General features: G+C 64.8%; 15 protein-coding genes. 8 read left to right on the plus strand and 7 right to left on the minus strand.

The window, feature by feature from the left end; all coding sequences use genetic code 11:
- The 6 genes from AABF56_RS35925 to AABF56_RS35950 all read right to left on the minus strand — a co-directional run bounded on the left by AABF56_RS35925 (position 1) and on the right by AABF56_RS35950 (position 13,698).
- Positions 1-828, minus strand: coding sequence for a class I SAM-dependent methyltransferase (locus AABF56_RS35925; RefSeq protein ID WP_272809411.1), 828 nt, complete (start codon positions 826-828; stop codon positions 1-3).
- A gap of 84 nt (positions 829-912) precedes the next feature.
- Complete coding sequence (locus AABF56_RS35930) at positions 913-1,728, minus strand: SDR family oxidoreductase (RefSeq protein ID WP_272809410.1); 816 nt, start codon at positions 1,726-1,728, stop codon at positions 913-915.
- A 1-nt stretch (position 1,729) separates the two neighbouring features.
- Entirely contained in the window at positions 1,730-3,115 is a 1,386-nt protein-coding gene (locus tag AABF56_RS35935) for an aminotransferase class I/II-fold pyridoxal phosphate-dependent enzyme (protein ID WP_443021318.1), read from the minus strand.
- 5 nt (positions 3,116-3,120) lie between these two features.
- A complete protein-coding gene (locus AABF56_RS35940) occupies positions 3,121-10,515 on the minus strand; it encodes a type I polyketide synthase (protein WP_272809409.1) in 7,395 nt (2,464 codons plus the stop codon).
- 325 nt (positions 10,516-10,840) lie between these two features.
- Positions 10,841-11,995: a capsule biosynthesis protein gene (locus tag AABF56_RS35945; protein ID WP_272809408.1), complete on the minus strand. Its 1,155-nt coding sequence runs from the start codon at positions 11,993-11,995 to the stop codon at positions 10,841-10,843.
- A gap of 107 nt (positions 11,996-12,102) precedes the next feature.
- Positions 12,103-13,698 (minus strand): LTA synthase family protein, encoded by a 1,596-nt coding sequence (locus AABF56_RS35950; protein WP_272809407.1) that lies wholly within the window; start codon positions 13,696-13,698, stop codon positions 12,103-12,105.
- A 414-nt stretch (positions 13,699-14,112) separates the two neighbouring features.
- Between AABF56_RS35950 and AABF56_RS35955 the strand changes: the two genes are divergently transcribed.
- The 6 genes from AABF56_RS35955 (at position 14,113) to AABF56_RS35980 (ending at position 18,547) form a co-directional block, all read left to right on the plus strand.
- Complete coding sequence (locus AABF56_RS35955) at positions 14,113-14,487, plus strand: hypothetical protein (protein WP_272809406.1); 375 nt, start codon at positions 14,113-14,115, stop codon at positions 14,485-14,487.
- A gap of 146 nt (positions 14,488-14,633) precedes the next feature.
- Positions 14,634-14,936 carry a type II toxin-antitoxin system HigB family toxin gene (locus tag AABF56_RS35960; RefSeq protein ID WP_272809405.1) on the plus strand — a complete coding sequence of 101 codons (303 nt, stop codon included), beginning with the start codon at positions 14,634-14,636 and terminating at the stop codon, positions 14,934-14,936.
- A 7-nt stretch (positions 14,937-14,943) separates the two neighbouring features.
- Positions 14,944-15,366, plus strand: a complete 423-nt coding sequence (locus AABF56_RS35965) for a helix-turn-helix domain-containing protein (RefSeq protein ID WP_272809404.1) — start codon at positions 14,944-14,946, stop codon at positions 15,364-15,366.
- 182 nt (positions 15,367-15,548) lie between these two features.
- Complete coding sequence (locus AABF56_RS35970; RefSeq protein ID WP_272809403.1) at positions 15,549-15,773, plus strand: hypothetical protein; 225 nt, start codon at positions 15,549-15,551, stop codon at positions 15,771-15,773.
- Positions 15,774-16,142: 369 nt separating this feature from the next.
- Complete coding sequence (locus tag AABF56_RS35975; protein ID WP_272809402.1) at positions 16,143-17,531, plus strand: cytochrome P450; 1,389 nt, start codon at positions 16,143-16,145, stop codon at positions 17,529-17,531.
- A complete protein-coding gene (locus tag AABF56_RS35980) occupies positions 17,528-18,547 on the plus strand; it encodes a lysophospholipid acyltransferase family protein (protein ID WP_272809401.1) in 1,020 nt (339 codons plus the stop codon). The genes AABF56_RS35975 and AABF56_RS35980 overlap by 4 nt, the downstream gene beginning before the upstream one ends.
- A gap of 39 nt (positions 18,548-18,586) precedes the next feature.
- Here AABF56_RS35980 and AABF56_RS35985 read toward each other — a convergent pair whose 3' ends face one another.
- Entirely contained in the window at positions 18,587-19,672 is a 1,086-nt protein-coding gene (locus tag AABF56_RS35985) for a helix-turn-helix transcriptional regulator (RefSeq protein WP_272809400.1), read from the minus strand.
- 203 nt (positions 19,673-19,875) lie between these two features.
- On the opposite strand from AABF56_RS35985, the gene AABF56_RS35990 reads away from it, so the two are divergent.
- Both AABF56_RS35990 and AABF56_RS35995 read left to right on the plus strand, forming a co-directional pair.
- Positions 19,876-21,189 carry a glycosyltransferase gene (locus tag AABF56_RS35990; protein ID WP_272809399.1) on the plus strand — a complete coding sequence of 438 codons (1,314 nt, stop codon included), beginning with the start codon at positions 19,876-19,878 and terminating at the stop codon, positions 21,187-21,189.
- A gap of 57 nt (positions 21,190-21,246) precedes the next feature.
- On the plus strand, positions 21,247-21,513 hold the full coding sequence (locus tag AABF56_RS35995; RefSeq protein WP_272809398.1) for a hypothetical protein: 267 nt from the start codon (positions 21,247-21,249) through the stop codon (positions 21,511-21,513).
- Positions 21,514-21,515: the final 2 nt, after the last annotated feature.

A 21,515-nucleotide genomic window follows, 5' to 3' on the forward strand; every position in this document is an offset into this window, starting at 1 on the left:
TTACTTTCGTGCAAAAACGGAGAAGCAAGGCCCCCCACCATGCGCCAGTTCTTCTGCCTGAACCTCAATGGTCCTATACCCTACCCGCTGGAGCAGGGACAAGATGTCGTCGCGGTGCATCCAGTAATGCCGGTCTTTCATGCCGCCGCAGAAGGATGCGTTCGTGTTTGCGTGCTGATAGCTTCGTTCATAGTAGCGGACCGAAAGGCCCTCGATGGTTCGCGTCTCTACGCGACCGCTGAAAGGGTTTCGTCGCGGGTCGCCGTGTGGCATCGCCTCATCATGGAAAAAATGAGTCCAGATGAAGATGGCTTGCGCCCTGCGCGAGAGCTGCAGCAGAAAGTTCGCCGGGTCCGGCAGGTGGTAGAGCACGCCAGAGGCGAGCGCAAAATCATAGACGGTGTCCTCTTTCTCAAGCCAAGGCTGGATATTGCCAAGATAAAACCGTGCCCGATCGAGTTGCAGGATCTCCTTGGTCACTAGGCAGCGCAGGAAACACAGGCGGTTAGCCTCGATCGCGTCGATGCGCGCCGGGCGCTCCTGGCTGAGCATGTAGGTATGCATGCCCTCGAGCGGGCCGATTTCCAATACGAGCTTGCCTTCGAGTGGACCATAGGCCCGCATTGCCTCGATGATCCGACTGTCAGCATGAAGCGGATGGTTTCCTGCTGAAAGCGTATTGCCTCCGGGAAACGATGAATTCCAACCAGGAAGGGCATTGATGGCATTCTGATGCGCCGGCATGCTCATTTCGTACTGGCTGAATACCTGTTCGACCTCGTGTGTGCCTGGCGGATGTTTGAATCTTTTGAGAAGACGTTGCAGCATTGAAAGTACTTTCATCCGTCAGGTAAATGGAAAGGCGATTTCACCTCTCTATTCGCAGGTTTATTTCAAGGCCCAGAGGCCATATTAGGGCGCGCTTGGCGGATCGTCAGCCTTTATTGCATATCTGCGGCCATGGCGCATTTCGATATAGGTGGAGGCAAGGGGCCCGAAATAACCGAGCAGGCGAAGGGTCAGCCCAAAGTGAATCTCGCGCCTGTTTTTCTCCATGCCGGCAAGGATGATCCCGGCCACCGTCCGGGCATCGATCGGCCTGACGCGCCCCATGATCGCCTGCGCTTCCGGCGGGCGCAACGGCAATTCGCGTTCGAACTGCGGTGTCAGCGTGTCCGGCGGAAAGCAAATTGAAACTGAGACCCCGCTTCCGGCCGTTTCTAGCCGTAAGGCGGCGGCAAGGCCCCTGAGGGCGAATTTTGACGTGCAATAGGCGCTGTAGCCCGGAATGCCGATCAGGCCCGCGCCCGAAGACACGATCCCGACCCGGCCTCGGCCCCGTTCCAACATGGCCGGAAGAACCAAACGCACGCTGTTGGCGACCCCGGTCACATTGACGGCGATCTGCCGGTCGAAGGCGGCCCCGTCCTGGTCGACGAAGCGGGCCGGTTCGACGATCCCGGCGCAGGCAGCGAGCATGTCGACGCCGCCGAACCGGGCCGTGCAGCGGGCGACGGCGTCGCCGAGGGCTTCGGCATCGGTGACATCGGCCGGCATGCCTAGGACCCGTTGCGCCTGTGCCCCTGCCTGCGACAGCGCGCGCTGCGCCTCCGCCAGCCGGCCTTCATCGCGGGCGATGAGGGTGATGCGGTCACCGCGCGCAAGCAGCTGCACGGCAATGGCGAGGCCGATGCCGCTCGACCCGCCGGTGACGAGGACATGGCGCATGTCAGGTCCCCGAGAGCAGGCGCGCGATCTGGGTGGGGTCGATGGCGTTCAATCCGAAATTGTCGCGCACGAGGTCGCCGAGCAGCCTTGCCGTCAGCGCCACCGTTTCCCGGATCTGGTCTTCGTCGTGCTCGCTGGTGATGAAGAAGCGCAGCCGCGCCTGGCCTTCGGGCACGGCGGGGTGGATGATCGGCAGCACGTTGACGCCGGCGGCCAGCAGGTCGTTCGAAAGGCGGACCGCCCGCAGCGAGTCGCCGACGATCACCGGCACCACCGAATGGCCTTCGCTGAGGCCGGTATCGAGGCCGGCCTGGCGCGCAAGGTCGAGGAACAGGCGGCCGTTGTTGCGCAGCCGCGCCATGCGTTCGGGCTCCAGGGCCAGAAGGTCTAGGCTTGCAAGGGCGCCCGCCGCAAGGGCCGGTGCCAGGCCCACGCTGTAGACGAAACCGCCGGCCGCCCCCTTGAGGATCGTCGTCAGGGCCTCGCTGCCCGCGATGTAGCCGCCGCAGCTCGACGTCGTCTTCGACAGCGTGCCCATCCAGATGTCGACGCAGGCGGGGTCCATGCCGAAATGCTCGTGGGTCCCGCGCCCGCCGGAGCCGAGGACGCCGAGGGCATGGGCCTCGTCGACCATCAGCCAGAAACCGTAGCGGGTGCGCAGCTCGACGAGGCGCGGCAGGTCCGCAAGGTCCCCGTCCATGGAATAGACGCCCTCGACGATCACCAGGATGCGGCGGAACTTCCCGGAGAAATTGAGCAGAAGCTCTTCAAGATGCACCGTGTCGTTGTGCCGGAAGAAGCGCCGCGCCGCACCGGAAAGCTTGATGCCGGCGAGCGCGCTGTTGTGGATGAACTCGTCGTGGATGACGAGATCCTCTGGGCCGAGGATCGTGCCGAGGGTCGTCACGTTCGTCAGGTAGCCGCTGACGAAGACGACGGCGTCCTCCACCCCATAGGTGTCCGCAAGGCGTGCCTCCAGCTCCCGGTGGACCGGCCGCTCGCCGGCGACGACCCGGCTTGCCGAGGCCGAGAGGCCGTAGCGGTCGAGCGCATCGCGCACGCGGGCATGGACGGACGGATGGCGGTTGGCGCCGAGATAGTCGTAGGACGCGAAGTTCGCGATGCTCCGGCCGCCGATCTCGGTCCTGGCGCCGGCGCCGACATCGTGCGTCCGATAAAAGGGATTGTCGATCTTCACGAGTTCGCCGGCCAGCTCCTGCATGCGGATCTGGCGGTATTCGGGCAGGTCCTCGAAACGCGGCACGTGGCGGTCCTGCGCACCGGCCGATAGGCCGGCACGACCTTCCATGGCGGAGACGCCGCGCATCCGTTGCAGCAGCGCCGCCTTGCGTTCCCGTGCCATGCGGCTGGCGGGCAGTTCATCCATGCGCGTCACGTGCTCCGCGATGCGGTCGGGGAGGAGACCATGTGCTGTTCGGCCAGGGCCTCGATATCGTCGAGGTCATCCCTATCGTGCTCCGCCTCTTCGGCGCGCGCAACCTTCTCGTAGAGTTTCCGCACGACCTGCTCGACGGTGGTCGTCTCGCCGACGCTGGTGATCGGAATGTCGAAGCCCGTCTTCTCCTTGAAGCCGAGGGCGAGTTCCACGGCCATGAGGCTGTCCAGGCCGACATCCTTGAGGATCTTGTCCCGGCCGAGCGCGCTTTCGGGCACGCGCAGGATCGTCGCCATCTCCTGCGCGACGAGCGCATAAAGCGCCTCGAGCGCCTCCGCCTCGCTCTTTTCCGCGATGAGGGCGGCAAGGTCGACGGTTTCCGCGCCGCTGGCCGCGCCCGCCGGGCCCGCCTGCCGCAGCAGCACTTCGAAAAGCGGCGTCCCGACGATCTTCAGGCTGCGGGCCGCGGCCCAGTCGATCGGCGAGCAGACGAAGACGGCGGCCTCGACGGTTCCTGGATCGAGGCGCATATGGGCCTCGACCATGGCAAGGGCGGTCATAGCCTTCATCGCGACGCTGCCGATGCGCCGGGCCAGGAGGTCGCCGACCTCGTCGTTGCGGGCGAGATACCCCCGGTCCGAGATCGCGCCGAAGGCGACGGCGAGCGCCGGAAGCCCCTCCTGCCGCCGCCGGCGGGCCAGCCCTTCGAGATAGCCGTTGGCCGCGACATAGTTGCCCTGGCCGGGATTGCCGACCAGCGTCGTCGCCGAGGAGAACATCAGGAAATGGTCGAGCCTGTCCTGCCGGGTCGCCCTGTCGAGCAGCGCGGCGCCCTCGGCCTTGACGGCGATGACCTTGCGGAAGCGCTCTTCCGTCAGGTTGGGCAGCAGCGCATCGTCCAGCACCATGGCGGCGTGGACGATCCCGCGGATCGGCGCCTGTGCCCGCAGGCCGGCGAGCAGTGCGTCGAGCGCGGCCGCATCGGTCACGTCGCAGGCATGCAGGCCGGCCGTTACGCCCCGCTTGCGCCAGCGGGCGACCGCCGCCTCGGTTTCCGCGTCGCCCGCGCCGCGCCGCGTCACGAGGGCGAGCCGCCGCGCACCATGGGCAACGAGCCAGTCGGCGGCGGCAAGGCCGAAACCGCCGATGCCGCCGACGACGACGTGAATCCCGTCGGACGACAGTGCCAGGGGCTTGCCGTCCGCCTTCGCGATGGCGTCGCGGCCCGCCTGCGGCGGCAGGAGCACGATCTTGCCGACATGCCCGGCATTCTGCATCAGCCGGAAGGCATCGGCGATCTCGTCATGCGCGAAGGTCCTGTAGGGCAGGGCGCGAAGGTCGCCCTTGGCGAAGAGCGCGCCGAGCTGCTCGAAGATCGCCTTCGTCAGGGCCGGCGCCTTCAGCGGCAACTGGTCCGCATCGATGCCGAAATAGCTGATGTTGCGCCGGAAGGGGCGCAGGCCGATCTTGCGGTTGGCGTAATAGTCCCGCTTGCCGAGTTCGAGGAAGCGCCCGAACGGCTTGAGCAGTTCGATGCTGCGTTCCATCGCGTCCGAGAACAGCGAGTTCAGCACCAGGTCGACGCCCGCGCCGGCCGTCGCCGCCATCACGTCGGCGACGAAGGAGAGGGACCGGGAATCGAAGACCTGCTCGACGCCGAGCGAGCGCAGGTAATGGCGCTTCTCGTCGCTTCCCGCCGTGCCGATGATCGTCAGGCCGAGGGCCTTGGCGATCTGGATGGCGGCGAGGCCGACACCGCCGGCCGCGCCGTGTATGAGGATCGTTTCCCCCGCCCGCGCGCGGCCGAGCTCGACCAGCGCGTACCAGGCCGTCAGGAAGGTCACGGGAACGGTGGCCGCCGCGGTCAGGTCCAGCTCCTGCGGAACCTTGGCCAATCCGGCGCGCTGGATGACGGTATGGGTGGAGAAGGCGGCCGGGCCGATGCCCATCACCCGGTCCCCCGCGGCAAGGTCGCTGACGCCGGCGCCGACAGCGGTGACGCGGCCGGAAAACTCCATGCCGATCGTGGTGCCGGCAAAACCGTCTTCCAGCGCCTCTTCGGGCAGAAGCCCCATGGCCCACATCACGTCGCGGAAGTTCAATCCCGCAGCGGCGATCTCGACGAGCACCTCGCCGGCCTGCGGTGTCGGCCGTTCCATGCTTTCCCAATAGAGGCTGTCGACGCGCGAGGGGGTGCGTTGCCGTACGGTCGCGGCCGCAAAGTCCGCCGAGGAGACGGTGTGCGGGTCGACCGATCCGCCGACCGCCCGCAGGGCCTCGGCATGTCCGGTTGCCGCCGGTATGCGCCATTCCCGTTCGTCATGGCCGGCGCCCACGAGCCGGAGCGCCTTGCGCCAGGCGCCGGGTGCCGCATCCACGAGATGGATGTCGAGGTCGCTGAATTCGTTCGCCAAGACGCGGGCGAACGTCCAGAGCCCGGTGGCAAGCGGCGATGCCGCGATCCCGTCGCCGCGGCGGCCGTCCGGCGCGCCGCCGGGCAGGAGGAGGACGAGCGTCGACCGGTGCCCGGCCGCGGCCCTTGCCTGCAGGACTTCGGCGACCTTGGCCAGCCCGTGGGCTTCCTGTGCCAGGCCGCCCGCATCCTCGCCGTGGTCCGACGGGGCGGCGTAAAGCAGGAAACCGGCCTGCTGGCCGGCGTCGAGCGCCGCGTCCAGCCCGGCATCGGGCTGATGCAGGGCGATGGCAGGCAGGCCCGTCAGGGCGCCCGCCGCCGACCCCAGCGGCAGGAAGGGGACATCGCGCGCCTCCTGTTCCGCGCGGCGCCTGCGGGTCGGGGAAACCTCGACCAGCAGCAGCGCGCCATGGGCCCTGGAAACCGTGTGGAGGACCGGCGGGGTCTTCGTGAGCGCGGCGAGCCGCCGCCGCCATTCCTCTTCGCCGGCCAGCTTGCCGACCGGGAAATCCTCCGACAGGCTGCCGGAGAACCAGCCCGGCGTGAGGCCGAAGAGGAAATCGCAGATCGGGGAGGGTAGCGTTTCGGCGGCAAGCAGCCGCGCACCGTTGTCCAGCCCCGTGGCCAGCGCCGCGGACAGGGCTTCATCCGCCGCGAGCATGGCATGCAGCCGGTCGCAGCTGCTGACGATGAGGTCGGCGCCGCCGAGCGCCGCCGCCGATGCGGTGACCAGCACGCGCCCGCTGGCCTCGAAGAGCATTTCGACCCCGCGCCGCAGATCGTCCGCGGGCTCGATGATGACGAGGCAGCCGCCCGCCTGTCCGGCAAGGTCCGCCAGCCGCTGGCTGAAATCCCGGGCCGACGCGCCGATCTGGACGATGACCGGCGCGGGGCCGCGGCCTGCGGAGACGGCTTTCTCCGCGGCCGCCAGGATGATGGCGTTGCGCTCGCGGGCCTGCGGCGAATGTAGGCGGAGCGTTCGGCTCATGGCCGTTCCGGCATAGTCCAACACAGCCGCGTCCTGCGTCTGCAGTGCCTGGATATGCGAGAGCGCATTAGCGCGGATATCGGCGAGCATTACCGCCTCCACGCCGCGATCCGGGCGCTCGGCCGTGAATTCCGCAAGGGTTTCTTCGATGGCGGGCAGGTCGCAGAGTAGCTGGACCTGCCAGGCGCGATCCTGTTTTTCGGCCATCCCGGCCCCTTCCAGGAGATGGAGGGCATTCGACAGGAAGGCGCGGAAGTCCCGGTCGCCCGGCACGGCGAAGAGGGAGAGCCCCCCTGCCGGATCGGCCAGCTGCAATGCCATGTCGTGACAGGCCCTCAGGATGGCGGCCTGCAGCAGCAGCGAGCCGTCGTCCGGCACGGCCGGCGCAGGCGCCTCCAAGACGCGGTCGGGCGCCTCCGGGGCGGGGTGCTCCAGACGCGCTTCGACCACCGGGACGGACTCGTAGTGGAAGGCAAGCGACGCCAGGGTGTGCGGCTGCTGGAACCAGGTCCGGCGGAAACGACAATCCTCCAAGAGAAGGAGCGGCTGGCCGTCCCCCGCCTCGATCAGAAAGCGGGCCTTGATCGAGTGAGCGCTGACCCGCTCGATCGCAATGCGCGCGCGTCGGGGAAGGCCTTCCGCCAGCAGCGTGGCCGAACCGAAGCGGACCGGGATATAGGGCGCGCCCTCCACGTCGCCCGAAAACCTGTCGAACAGGCCGACAAGCCCATGGAAGGCCGCATCGAGGCTCAGCGGGTTCACCCCCCATTCCAGCATCGGATGGGCAGGGCGGGCAGCGGCCCGAAGATCGACGTCGACGCGCTCGTGCCCTTCGGTCCGGACCCGTTCGGCCAGCCGGAAGGCCGGGCCGTAATCCAGCCCGAAGGAGGAGGCGATCGCGTAGATCCGCTCCGGCGGGACATCCTCGGCCGCCGGGCCGAGCGCCGGGAACGGCGGCATGCGGGTCGCGGGCAGGACCTTCTGGCACCGGCATACGGCATGAAGGGTCCAGTCGTCCGCGCTCAGCCGCTCGCGCGAGCGGATCTCGATCGTGCCGGTCTCGCGCGAGACCACGGTCGACAGCTCCACGAGCGTCGGGCCGAGCTCAAGCGGGCGTATCAGCTCGATATTGGTCAGCTGTACGGCGGTGGCCTCAAGCACCTGCCGGGCCACCTGAAGCGCGATCTCGATGAAACCCGCACCGGGCATGATGGCGCGCCCCTCGACGACATGCTCGGCAAGGTCGGGGAAGAGGCGGGCGTCCAGATGGTTCTTCCAGGCGGCCCCGTTCGGGTCGACGCGCCAGCCGGCCAGCGAATAGGGCCGGGCAATGTCCCGCCCGAACAGGTCGTACCTGTCCGTCGTCGGCGTGCCGGCCATCGGCTCCGGCTCGAAGGGAACGCCCGGCAGGTCGATCGTGGCGTCCCGGCGGGACGACGGCAGGGCGGCGCCATGGGCGAGGGCCCGGATGATGCAGGTCTCGACGGGATCGGCCGCGCCCTGGGCCTCAGTCTTGTCGAGCGTCGAAAGCAGCTGGGCCGCCGCGCCGCTGACCTTCACCGCGTCCTTGAGATAGTTGGTCAGGATGGGCCTGGGGGAGATCTCCATCAACAGGTTGCAGCCCTGTTCCAGCGCCTTGGCGACACCCTGCCTGAAATGAACGGGTTCGCGGACGTTGCGCCACCAGTAGGCGGCGCCGAGCGCCGCCCCGTCGACGGGCTCTCCCGTCACGGTCGAGATGAAATCGTATTCGCTCGCCCGCGGCGTGATCCGGGGCAGGGTCTTCAGGAATTCCGTCTTCGCCTCGTCGATGAGGGGATGATGGAACGGATAGTCGATATCGGGCAGCGGCTGCACCGCCAGCTTCTGGCGCCGGCCGAGCGAACGAAGGGCGGCGATCTGCTCCTTCGGTCCCGAGATCGTGACCGAGTTGCTGGCATTGACGGCGGCGACGGTGAGATCGTCGAGGCCGTTGCGCTGGAGGAAGTCCTGCGCGGCCTCCTCGCTGCAAAGCGCCGCCGCCATGGTGCCCCGGCCCTGGGTGACGTGCTGGCAGCGCGAGCGGACCGCAACGACCGCGACCGCATCGACCAGGGAGAGCGCGCCGGCGATATGGGCGGCGGCCACCTCGCCGATGGAGTGGCCGAGCACGGCGGCCGGGCGGATGCCGGCGCCGAGCAGGCACTGCGCGAGGGCGACCTGGATCGAGAAGAGGAGCGGCTGGGCGACGCGCGTATCGGCAAGCCGGCCGGCGAGGTCCTCGGCCGTCAGCAAGGTCGTCAGCCTTTCGCCGAGATGCTCTTCGAAAAGCGCGCTTATGGCGTTGAAATGCCGGCGGAAAGCCTGGTTCTCGCGGATCGCGTCGATCCCCATGCCGGCCCATTGCGCCCCGTTGCCGGAGAACAGGAAGGCGATCTTCGGCTCGCCCACCGGCGCTTCGCCGGTGGCGGCGCTTGCCGTGCCATGTCCCACCAGCTGCTGGTCGATCGCCGAAATGACGTCTCGGACCTTCCTGCGGCGCGCGACGAAACGGTGGCGAAGCGAGGTGCGCCCGGCCGTGGCGGCCGAAAGGAGGGCCTGCGCCGCGTCCGGATCGGGCGCCGCGGCAAGCCGCGCCTTGTAATCCCGCAGGAGCGCGTTCAAGGCCGTCTCCGTATGGGCGGAGGCCATGAAATAATTCTCGCGCGCCGCCTGCTCGCCGTTGCCGGCCTGGTGCACGGCCGGATCGGAGATAACGACATGTGCGTTCGTTCCGCCGAAGCCGAAGGAGTTGATGCCGGCAAGCCGCGGGCGATGGCTGCGCAGCAGCTCCAGCGGCGTCGCCGTGACGCGCACGTTGAGGCTGGAAAAATCGATCGTCTCGTTCGGCCGGTCGAAGAAGAGCGAGGCCGGCAGGTAGTCGTTCTCGAGCGCCATCACCGCCTTGATCACGCCGAAGAGCCCCGAGGCGGGCTCGGTATGGCCGATATTCGTCTTGATCGAGCCGAGCGGGACGGGCGCATGGCGGCGGCGGCCGATGACCTGGCCGATGGCCCAGACCTCCGCGGGATCGCCGACCTTCGTTCCCGTGCCGTGCCCTTCGATGAAGGCGAGATGGTTCGGGTCGATGCCCTGCCCGTCGTAGATCGATTCCAGGAGGCGCGCCTGGGCTTCCTGGGAGGGCAGCGAGATGCCGTTCGTGCGGCCGGCGGAGTTCACGCCCGTCGCCAGGATCCGGGCGCGGCTGCGATCGCCGCTGTCGTTCGCCCTGTCGCTGCGGCGCAGGATGACGGCGGCCGCGCCCTCGGCGCGGACATAGCCGGACGCATCGTTGTCATAGGCCCTGCACCGGCCTTCCGGGGACAGCATCCGGGCCTGCGCGAAACCGCCGAAGGGCAGCGGGTGGCTGAGCAGGTTCACGCCTCCGACGATCGCGGTGTCGATCTCGCCGCGGTTGAGGGCCCGGACCGCCTGGTCGAGTGCCACGAGGGAGGATGAACAGGCCGTGTCGATCGTCAGGCTCGGCCCGCTCAGCCCGAAGATATGCGAGATGCGGTTCGCCACGATGGACAGCGTGTTGCCCGTCATGAAATAGGGGCCGGCCCCCGCGGGATCCTCGACGGACAGGTTGGCGCTGTCGAGGCTGGATGTCCCGATATAGACGCCGATCGTCTCCGCCTGCAGCGAGGCGAGGGGGAGGTTGGCGTCCTCCAGCGCGCGCCAGGTCACCGACAGCAGCAGCCGCTGCTGGGGATCCATCGCCATGGCCTCGCGCCGCGAAAGCCCGAAGAGGCGCGCGTCGAACAGGTCGATGCCGTCGACGACGCCGGCGGCGAATGTATAGGTCTTTCCGGGAACGCCGGGGCTGGGGTGCCAGAAGCGGGACCGGTCCCAGCGCCCTGCGGGAATCTCGGTGACGGTGCACTCCCCCTTGCGCAGCACTGCAAACAATTGCGATGCCGAATCCGCACCGGGAGCAACCGCAGCATATCCGATAATTTCAACCGTCATGAGCACCAAACATCGCGACTATCCACCCCGGATATGACGACCTCGAAGGTCTTGTCGTTCCTGAACAAAACTGAACTGCCTCACCTAGGGTTGTTCGCTACTTTAGCAGAGCAATACAAGAGACTGGGTTGCCATCGCAAGTCCATAACTTGCTGCCGGGTATATGAACATAGGCTTACGAAAGTATTCCCCAATCGATCGAATCAAGGCACGGCATCCAGGCCCGTGGAAAGCCGACGGGTGCTTATGCAAAAGACGGTATATGCCGGGTGCTTATTCGAAGATGATGTATAAAGCACGACAGGCCCCGTCCTCGACCGGCCTGTCATGGCTCCCCGCCGTCCGGGGGCGTGGACTGCCTCCCGTCGAGACGGTCCGCCACGGCTATCGCAGCGGCGGACGAGCCCGCATCCGAATAGAAATTCCCCCGGACCTGGTATTCGTGGGCGAGCAGCCTGAAAAAGGCGCCGGTCAAGGCCGCATCGGCCGGGAAGGGATTTTGCCAGAAGGCGTCCAGCGACCCCGGATAGCTGAGGCCCGGCGTGTCGAAAACCGCCGATCCTAGCGTCTTGACGGGCTTTAGCCGGCGCAGGGCCGCGATCGCGGCGGTCGAGTTGACCGTCACCAGGCCTTCCGCCCTTTCGACCAGGTCGTCGAGGCTGCCGCCGTCGATGAAATGCACGCGTTCCCCGATCCCGCGCCGCCGCGCCTCGGCCGCGACATAGGATCGCCAGTCGATGAGGCCGTTGTCGAGGGGATGCAGTTTCACCAAGAGTTGGTGGGCCGGACCGGCATGCGCGGCAAAGGAGGACAGCACCTGGGAAATGGCTTCCTGTTGGCCGGCATAGGGGGAATGGGCCCGGAGCTGGTAGTCCGTCTGCAACTGTAGCGGGTATACGTAGAAGGGGTCCCCGGCGGCGAACAGGCGCGCGCATGTGGCGCGTGCCGCCTGTTCGGTACGTTTGCGCCACAGCAATCTCAGGCTCCACCCCGCATATTCGGCAAGGGGATGGAAAAGGGCGTGCCGCCGGTAATGGGGGTAGAGGAACCAGAAGAAGACATTGGGCAGATTGTAGAGCAGATCATAACCGGCTTCGCGCAGGAAGCTCTGCCGGAAGCGGACGGCCCAATCCGGTTCCGGCAGCCCGGCCGCCGCCTCGAGAATGCGCTGGGGGTCCCGCGGAAAGCGCGAATTGGACGACATGCCGTCGCGCTCGAACGTCACCCAGTCGGGCCTGAGATAACCCATCTCGATGACGTGGACATCGACATGCAGCGCCCTGGCGGCCCGTATGGCGGCCTTGTGGTAGGGACGCTCCTCCCCCAGCAGGACGAGATCCGTCGTGTCGTTCCGGGCCATGAAGTCATGGACGAAGGCCGGCCAGTCCTCGCTTCGGCCGCGATAATCGACACCGCCGCGCAGCCGCCAGAAGATCCAGTCCCCCAGATTGAGATTGATGCGCTGGCAGGCATGGCCCATCCGCTCGAGCCGCGCCGCGCATTTGGAAAAAAGCGGAGACGACGGCCCCTGGAGGAACAGGACCGTCCGCTTGCCCCGCCCCCTCCCGGCCGGTGTCTCCTCTTCCCTCACGGCTCCCGCCTCACCGGAAGATCGGCGTGGGCAAGGAGGGCGCCGAGCAGGTTCCAGGGGGCTTCCTCCTTGGTGACCGGCAGACCGGGGCGATCTTCCCCGGCATGCGCGAGCGGAACCACCACATAGTCCGTCCTCGGATCGGGAAAGGGATCGGCGAAGGATTTCAGCAGCGGGGCGTGATCGCCGTAGAAGGCGAGCCAGACAGGACGGTCCAGGCGGTCGAGATAGGCCGTCAGATGCCCGAGCGCATCGTCCGCCTTGCGCAGGAGCTCCGCGTAGATGTCGACGGGATCGGTCAGCTCGCCGCATCGGCCCGGCTGCCACGGGCCATGGTTGCCCATCGACGCGACGAAGAGAAAGGCCGGCTGCTCCTTGTCAATGCCCTCGATGATGTCGATAACCCGGTCGGCAAGATGGCGGTCCGAGACATAGGGTTCGTCTGCCCGTGGCGTATGGTCGAACGCATCCAGCATGGTCATCTGCTCGAAGCCGAGGAGCGGCATGGCCTTGTCGCGGAAGAAGAAGGTCCTGTCATAGGGATGGATGAAATGCGTGTGCCAGCCCGCCCGCTTGAAGCGCATCGGCCACACGACATCCGCATAATGCGATGCCCTGAGATAGGGATAGCTGGCATCGACATAGGCATCGTCCGGCTGAATGCCGCTGAGCACGGCGAACTCGGTGCGCAGCGTGTAGCCGCCTTCGAAAACGCTCGTCATGCGCCCGGACTGGGCGGCAAGGGACCGCATGCGGTCGAGATGGGGAAGCTCCAGCCCGGAGACTCCGAAATGGCGAAGATCGATGAAGGATTCGGACTGCCAGACCAGAACGAGGGGGGCGCCGTCGCGATGGAGCTCCGCATCCGCATGCACGATCCCACGAAAGGCGTGCTGCATCGTCGCCGTCAAGTCCATCAGGAATTCGTCCCGCCGTTTCCCGATCCAGACGATGAAATGGTAGACGACGGAGGCGAATGTGCCGAAGCGCACCGTGTTGCTGTGCACGTCGAGCGTACGCAGCAGGCCTTCGCTGAGCTTCACCAGCCGGACGTTGGCCGGCCTGAAGAAGAGCAGCATCCAGGGGCCGAAGGCGACGAAGAGCCCGACGGCGATCCAGAGCAGGCCGTTCCGCTCCGGCAGGATGCTCGGCTCGAAGATGTAATAGAGCGCCGAAGCCCCGAACACATAGGAGGCCGCGGCGGTCCAGAAGAAGATGTTGAGCCTCGTCGCGTAGAAAATCTCCTTGTGCTTCAGGACGCTTGCGGCAAGGGCTATGTCGGAGAACACGAGGGGTTCGCGGATGAAGATATATTTCGCCCGGGAGATGCCGGTGAAGATGATGAAAAAGCTGATCGTCGCCTGCGAAGCGTAGACGGGACGCCACGAAATCGCGAAGAAGCCGGCAAAAACGAGGGCAATGACAGGAAGGCGGGCCAGCGTCTCGAGGATCGTCCGGCCAAGGGTATGACTGGCACGATGCTGGCGTGCGACGGCGCGTGGAAGCGCAAAGCCATCCGTCAGATAGACGATCGCGCAGGCCCACAGGTAGCAAGTGGCCGTCAGCAGCCAAGCGTTACCAAACCAATCCATCCACCCGGCCTATAATCCACCATCTTCTTCAGCGAGACGGCCGAAAGTGGTCGACCTGCAAGGAGTGGGAATACTTCGGCACGCCCTGGCGTGCAAGTGCCGGGCCCGACGCCACGGCTGGCAGCGGGGTTCTGCCGGAATTTGCCCCGCCGGTCCCGAGCTGGTAAATCGTCAGCAAAACAGCGGAGGCGAAATGCGGCGCAGGTTCCTGAACGTCGGCGGCGGCAGCAAGGAAACGCCGGCCTCCAACATCTACGAGGGGTGGGATCATGTCCTTCTCCGACATCGATCCTGCGGGCGATCCGGATATCTGCCTGGATGCCCGGGACCTGCGCACCCTTCAGCCCGACCAGTTCGACGCCGTGTAACTGCTCCCACAATCTGGAGCACCACTTCGCGCATGATGTGAAAAAGGTGCTGGCGGGGTTCATCCATGTCCTGAAGGCGGACGGCTTCGCTGAGATCCGCGTGCCGGACATGGGCGCGCTCTTCGAGGAGATCGTCGCCCGGAAGCTCGACATCGACGATCATCTCTATACCTCTCCCGAAGGGCCGGTGCTCGTCCGCGACGTCATCTATGGCTTCGGCCCGCAGATCGAGGCGTCCGGGGTGGATTTCTACGCACACAGGACAGGCTTCACCAGGAAGTCGATGCGATCGGCCCTTGCCGCCGCGGGCTTTCGCTATTGCGTCTTCACGACGGGCCGGGATCGCGAAATCGCCGTCCGGGCCTTCCGGCAGATGCCCACCGGCGCGCAGAAGGCCCTGATCGGCCTCCCGCCAAGCTGAATAGGCTGCCACGCGGCGGCGCTGCATGCTCCGTTGATGACCCACGCAAGCATATCCCGGGCAGACTCGAATTCCCAATATGGGAATTTCATTGACTCCTCCATCGCCATCCACTATTTTTCCCAATGTGGGAATCGGGGCATCGAATGCGGATCATCTCTCGGAAGGTGCTCGTCGACTTTGCTGTAGACCACCCTCAGGCGAAACCGTCCCTGGAGCATTGGGAAAGGCTGACCAAGTCGGCCTCTTGGGCGACCGTTCAGGAGGTAACCGCCGCATTCTCACAGTCCAAGGGACCCAACCACGAGCGGGTTCGCTTCAAGGTACAGGGCGGGAATTACCGGCTCATAGTCGCCTTTGATTTCGACCGGCAGGCCGCCTTCATCAAGTTCGTTGGCACCCATGCCGAATATGACCGTATCGATGCCCTGACCGTATCCCAGTTCTGAGGAGCCCATGATGGACATTCAACCGATCCGAACGGACGATGATCTTTCGAAAGCCATTGCCGAGATTGAAACCCTCTGGGGGGCCGAGCGGGGCACGGCGGACGGCGACAAGCTTGATGTCCTGATCACCCTTGTTAACCGATATGAAGACGAGCACTATCCGATCGGGCCGGCGCATCCTGTCGATGTGCTCAAGATGCACATGGAGATGACCGGGCGGCGGCGGGCGGACCTTGCATCGCTTATCGGGTCGTCTTCACGCGCCTCCGAAGTGCTGAACAGGCGGCGGGCGCTCACCCTCGACATGGTGCACAAACTCAACAGGCATTGGGGCATTCCGGCCGAATACCTTGTTGTTCCCTACGAGCTTGAGCGCCCGGCCGTCAAACCGGTTCGTCGTGCTGCCAATCCTGTCCGAAAAAGGGCCTGACGATGATGGCAGCAGGTTGCGGCTGGGCATGCCGATCGATCCCCCCCGAATTGCAGGGCTGATCGAACCGGAAAAGGCACCGGGCACCGGCAGCGTGAAGATCGAGCCGTCTGCGCCCAGCACAACTCTTGCGAATGGACGCGCTTTGCTTCATCCTCCTCTAATAAAATGGAGGAACAGGCATGGAATCCGATTGGAATCAGCGCCGGAAAGAATTCCTTCTGCAGATCGCTCAGGCCGAAGAAGATCTCGTCTTTCTCGACCTGGAGGCGGAGATGGCCGAGTGCTGGGGAAGCGACGAGCAGGTCCAAAGCGCCGCCCGGGACAAGGTCGAAAGCTGTCGCGCCGCGATCGCCAACCTGTCCATTGCCATCCGGGCTCTGGACCGGCTCAATACACAGCACTGATAGTCTCTCCGGCATGTGCGCTCAGAGAATGCAGACGAGGGGAACGGCCGACGTTCCCAGAAGGCCGGCCAGCGTCACCAGGAAGACCTTCAAAAGTCTGCGGTCATACTCTTCCTTTTTCGGCGTGCGATAGGCCATGTCGTCCTCCCACGAGGGATGCGGAGCTACCAGGGGGTAAAGCGTGACCGGCCGGACTTGTTCCAAAATGCGCCGATCCTCCCGAAGGCGGGTCGATCGATGGATTGACCTTTGTTGCGAGTTTGAGAATATCGCACCCGCCGAGAGCGGGGGATTGGGCAATGTCTCGCCTGCGCTTCAAGCCTAGAACACGAGAACAGGCCGTAGATGCTCTCCTGGCTGCAAAAACCGGTGAATTTTCAGGAAGTCCTGGTCGACGAGTATTTCGAGCCCGTTCGCGCGGACTATTATGCCGGCCCTCCCGGAAAGCCGCTGCAGCTTCTTCTCCAGGCGCGCACCGACTTTCTCTCGATGTGGCGGGCAAGCGATTATCGCGAGATCGTCTCGCAGATCCGGATCTTCGGCCGTCAGGTCGTGCTCGTCAACAGTCCCGCCCTCATCCGCGACGTCGTCGTGAAACGACAGGACAACTACGAGCGCAAGAGCCCGCAGATGCGCAGGGCGCTGGAATATCTGCTCGGCGACGGGCTGTTCATCTCCGATGGCGAGACCTGGCGGCAGCGCCGCGCGCTCGTCGCCGACATCGTGCACATGAACCGCGTGCCCGCCTTCGGGCCGGTCATGGAGCAGACGGCGGGCGAGCTCGTCGAGCGCTGGCGCGCCATGCCGGAGGGCACGACCCTCAACGCGCTGCACGAAATGGCCGGCCTCACCGCCGAGATCATCTCCCGCAGCGTCTTCGGCAACCAGCTCGGCGAGGACAGCGCGGCCGCCGTCACCGACAGCTTCACCAGCTACCAGGCGCTCATCGATTCCATCAATCTCGGCTATTTCATCGGCTTCGACGACGGGCTGCCGATCCTGCGCACGCCGTCCCTGCGCCGCTCGGTCAAGCGCATCCACGGCATCATCGACAAGGTGGTCGAGGACCATCTTGCCGGACGCGGCGACCACAATTCGATGGTCGAGCTGCTGATCCGCCGGCAGCAGCGCAATCCCGAGCTCAAGCTCGACGTGATCGCGCTGCGCAACGAGGCCGCGACCATCTTCATGGCGGGACACGAGACGACGGCCGCCACCCTGACCTGGGCCTGGTACCTGCTCGCCCGGGCCCCCTGGGTGGAGCGCTCCATCCATGCGGAAATCGCCAGGGTCTGCGCAAACCGGACGCCGACTATCGAGGACGTGCCGCAGCTTGTATGGTGCAAGGCGGTGATCGAGGAGACGCTGCGTCTCTATCCGCCGGTGCCCATCCTCGCCCGGCAGAACCGCAGGGCGGACACGCTCGGCGACATCGCCATCGCCCCCAATTCCCTCATTCTCATCGTGCCCTGGCTGCTCCACCGCACGGAAAGCCTGTTCAGCGAGCCGCACCGGTTCCTGCCCGAGCGCTTCCTGGGCGGCCGGCGCCCGATACCCTACAGCTACATTCCGTTCGCCAGCGGCCCGCGTGTCTGCCCGGGCCTGCATTTCGGCCTGACGGAGGCCGTGCTCTGCCTTGCCATCATAGCCCAGCGCTTTCGCGTGCGCGTCGCGGAAAGCCACAGGGTCGAGCCCGTCTGCCGCCTGACGCTGCGCCCGCGGGACGGATTGCCGGTCACCTTGGAGCGACGCCCATGACGGAACAGAGCCCGCCGCAGGACAAGGCCATGACCCGCCGCAAGGCCTGGATCTTCGCCGCCGGCGACCGCCCCGGCCTGTCCGCTTTCCTGGCCGGCGGCGTGCAGCGCAAGCACTTCCTGCGCTACTGGATCCACGACAATATCTGGAATGGACTGCATCTTCTCGGCCATTTCTCCATTAAACTGCTGCCGATGGACATCGCCTCCGGCCTCGGGGCGCGGCTGGGGCGCTTTGCCATTCCCCGGTTCCACAAGGTTGCGGAAAGCCGCGCCCGTGACACGATACGCCAGCTTCGGCCGGATCTTTCGCAGGCCGAGCAGCAGGCCCTGCTGGAAGAGAACCAGCGATCGCAGGGCCGCATCATGACGGAGTTTTCCGTCGTGAACCGTATCGCCGGTCATCCCGACCGCATCCGGTGCCACGGGCTGGACATCATCGACAGGGCCGTCCGGGCAGGCCCGACCATCATCGTTGGCCTCCATCTCGGTAACTGGGAAATCGGACCGGCCATCCTGCGGACGATCGGCATCGCGCCGCATATCTTCTATGTGCCGCCCACGGAACGGGCGAAAGCCTGGGTCGCCGGCCGCGTTCGCACGAAAATGGGCCTGCGGTTCCTACCGCCGGGCTTCCAGGGGGTACGTCCCGCCGTCAAGATCCTGCGCGAGGGAGGCGTCGTCAGCGCCTTCTGCGACGAGGGCTTCGGCGGCATCATCCGCGGCCCCTTCTTCGGCCGGCCACCACACATGGAGGGCAATATTGCCCTCATCACCCGCCTGGCGCGCATGACCGGCGCCACGATCTGCCCCTGGTACAACATCCGGACGGATAGCTTTCGCTTCGAGGCACATGCCCTGCCTGCAATAACGCTGCCGCCGGAACCAAAGCCGGGCGAGCGGTTGGTGGAGGACATGCAGTTGCTGAATGCAGCGATTGAACCGATCGTGCGCGCCCATCTCGACCAATGGTATTTTCTGGACAGCGCACTCCGCCCGATGCACAGTCAGGAATGAACGTTCCCTGGCCTCGTTCTACCGATCGCGGATACTCTGTTACCGGGCAGATGCGCGCCAAGACAGACCCGACAGGAAACGGACAAAATCGATCCGGCGCCTGAATCCCGACTTTTCGAGCACCGCACCCGTGTGGGTTTTCAGCGTTTCGCTGCCGATGCCGAAATCCATCGAGATTTCCCTTGACGTCCTGCCGGCCAGCAGCGCGACAGCCACGCGCGCCTCCATCGGCGTGAAATCGAACAGCGCCCGAAGCAGCCCGGTATCAGGCGCTGGCCTGTCGACAAGCTGCGTGACGAGCAGGAGGGCGGTCTGAGCCCCGAAAAGCTGGCGAGCCGCTCCCTCCGTCGGCACGATGTGGAGGACGAGGGGCGCCAGATCCTGCCTGCCTGGAACGGCGATGGAAAGCGGAGGTCGGCGGCTGTTCGAGCCGTAAGGATATTTCAGAGCATGCTCGAGCATTGTCGTCATCGTTGCACCACGCAGCCGAATGCGATTTTCCGCACCGATTGAAATCTGGCCCTCCAGCGCGGCAAAACTCTCATTCGCCGCAACGATGGAGCCGTTCAGGCGGACCAAGGCTGCCGGCACCCCGACGACATCGAAGGCTTCAACACTCGATCTGGCGCTTTGCAGACGAAGTTTCGATGTAAGCAGGGCGGCGCGGCTGATATGCGGCCGCAAAAGCTCCAGCCTCGCCATCGCTTCGTCCGACAGGGGGCCTCTTTCCCAATACTGCTCGATGGAAAAAAGAAACGTCTCCCCCGTCGGCACAGGCGTTGCCAAGGCTGCGCTCCAGCCATATCCCAGCGGACGATAGAAGTCGCGGACCACGGGGATCGCCGCGACCTCCGAGGCATCGTAGAGATCGATATCCCGCACGAACCCAACATGGCCTTCGCGGATCAGGCGCTGCATGCGGTCGTTCTTCAGGTGCCACCCTTCGCGGAAATAGCGTGCGACGCCTTCCGCGATCCGAGGCGAACATACATTCATTGCGCTGCCCGCTTCTATTGAAATGAAGTTGGCGCCGGCCACATCAAGGCTGTTGGCCATCTGCTCCAGAAGCGCCGGCCATAGTTCAGGCAAAGCTGCCGCCTCATAGATTTGCTCGATCAAATCCATTCCGATCTTCCTCCTCTGAGCGTGCCACCTCGAAAATTCCAGCAAAAAGAGCAAAAAATAGCAATGCCTCCCCCAAAAGGGGGAGGAACCATCCATTACATGGAAATACCTAATATAAGAGGATTACATGAGTTCAGTTACATACTGACCAACGTTTCTACAATACTTCAGAGTCCATTATAGTATGGGGAAGGATGTTTGCCGTGGGTTCGAGGGTTATATTGTTAACGCTTGGAACGGTTGGTGACATATACCCATTCATTGCTCTTTCCAAGGCGCTTGGCGAAAACGGCCATGATGTTACTCTTTTTACCTCTTCAGATTACGAAGCTATGGTCTCCCGGCACGGGATTTCCTTCCAGCCGATTTGCGACGACCTTGAACATCTTCTGTATTCCGGGCTAGCAGATATTCTGCGGCAGAAGTCCGCTCTTCACCTCCTGGCGCGCCCGATTGCCGTCAAGACGCTGGTGCACACCCTGTGCCATCAGCTCATCGCCCGCACATGGGAGGCGATGAAGGATGCCAACATTGCGATCTATCATCCGTCGCTCGCGTTCGTGCCGGAGTTGGCCGCGGCAGCAAATATCTCGTCGGTCATGGCCTGTCTTCAGCCCACCTTGCCGACGCGCGCATTTCCGTTTTGTCTTTTCGGCATGCGGCAAACCGGCCCCCTCAACCGCATAACCTATCTCCTACCCGACCTTCTGAGAACGCTGGTGAAAAGGCAGGCCAGAGGTTTCCTGCTGCGCTGCGGAATCACACCGCGCAAAGATCCACCGAAGCATGGCGATTTTGTCCTCAATGCCTTCAGCAAGGTCCTGTGCCCGCCTCCTGTCGACTGGCCGGACAATGTCGCCACGACAGGCGAATGGATCGTGCCGGCAAGCTGGGCGCCGGACGACACGCTTCGCCGGTTCCTGCAGGCGGGCGATCCGCCGATCTACGTCACGCTAGGCTCCATGCCCTGGAATGCAAAGGCAAACGGCAACCTCCTCCTTGAAGCGGCGAAGCATTGGGGTGGGCGCATCCTTATCGGAACCGCGTCCGGCGGGTTCGGCCAGATCGAATCCTCGGAAAATATCCTGCCGATTGGGCATGTTCCTCACCACCTGCTCCTGCCGCATCTCGGTGCCATCGTCCATCATGGCGGCGCAGGAACCACCGCGGCTGGGCTGAGGGCGGGGCTTCCGACACTGGTCACCCCGATCGTGCTGGATCAGTTCTTTTGGGGTCGTCGCGTGGAAGCCCTAGGTGCCGGGCCTTCGCCGCAGCGCCTGTCGACGATGAACGCCGCCTGCCTCGCGCGCGCGTTCGACGCCCTCCTTGCCACGCCCTCCTACCGTATCTCGGCCCGGGCGATCGCCGGGCAGATGAAAAACGAAGACGGTCTGGCGGCAAGCCTCGACGTGATCGACGGCGTGCTGTCGCGTGAAAGACAGCGGCCCCTCCTTGCCGGTCGACCGTCGCGCGGCGCGTGCGTGGAAAATCTCATGCACGCCCGACGACCAGTTTGAGAGCCGAAACCGCCGCTCTTCATCCACCCAGAACCCGCTCACTAAGGGAGAGAAACAATGACCTACGTCTTCACGTACAGCACCACTGGAAGCTTTTCCACAGACGATCTCATTTACAACCTCGCTCTGGCCGCAAAGAAAATAAAAAATATTGCATTCAACAGCGATGGGACGGCATGGTTAAGTCTTCTTGTCGATGGAAGAATGATCGATTTAGAGTTTTCTGAGGATTATTTGGGATCTATCGACAGCAATAGCTCTTATTTCGATAGAATTACATTCTATGATGATCTAGGAGAAAAAAATTATATCTCTTCAGATTGAGG

Origin of the sequence: Shinella sp. WSC3-e (genome assembly GCF_945994535.1) — a bacterium.
GTDB classification, from domain to species: Bacteria; Pseudomonadota; Alphaproteobacteria; order Rhizobiales; family Rhizobiaceae; genus Shinella; species Shinella yambaruensis.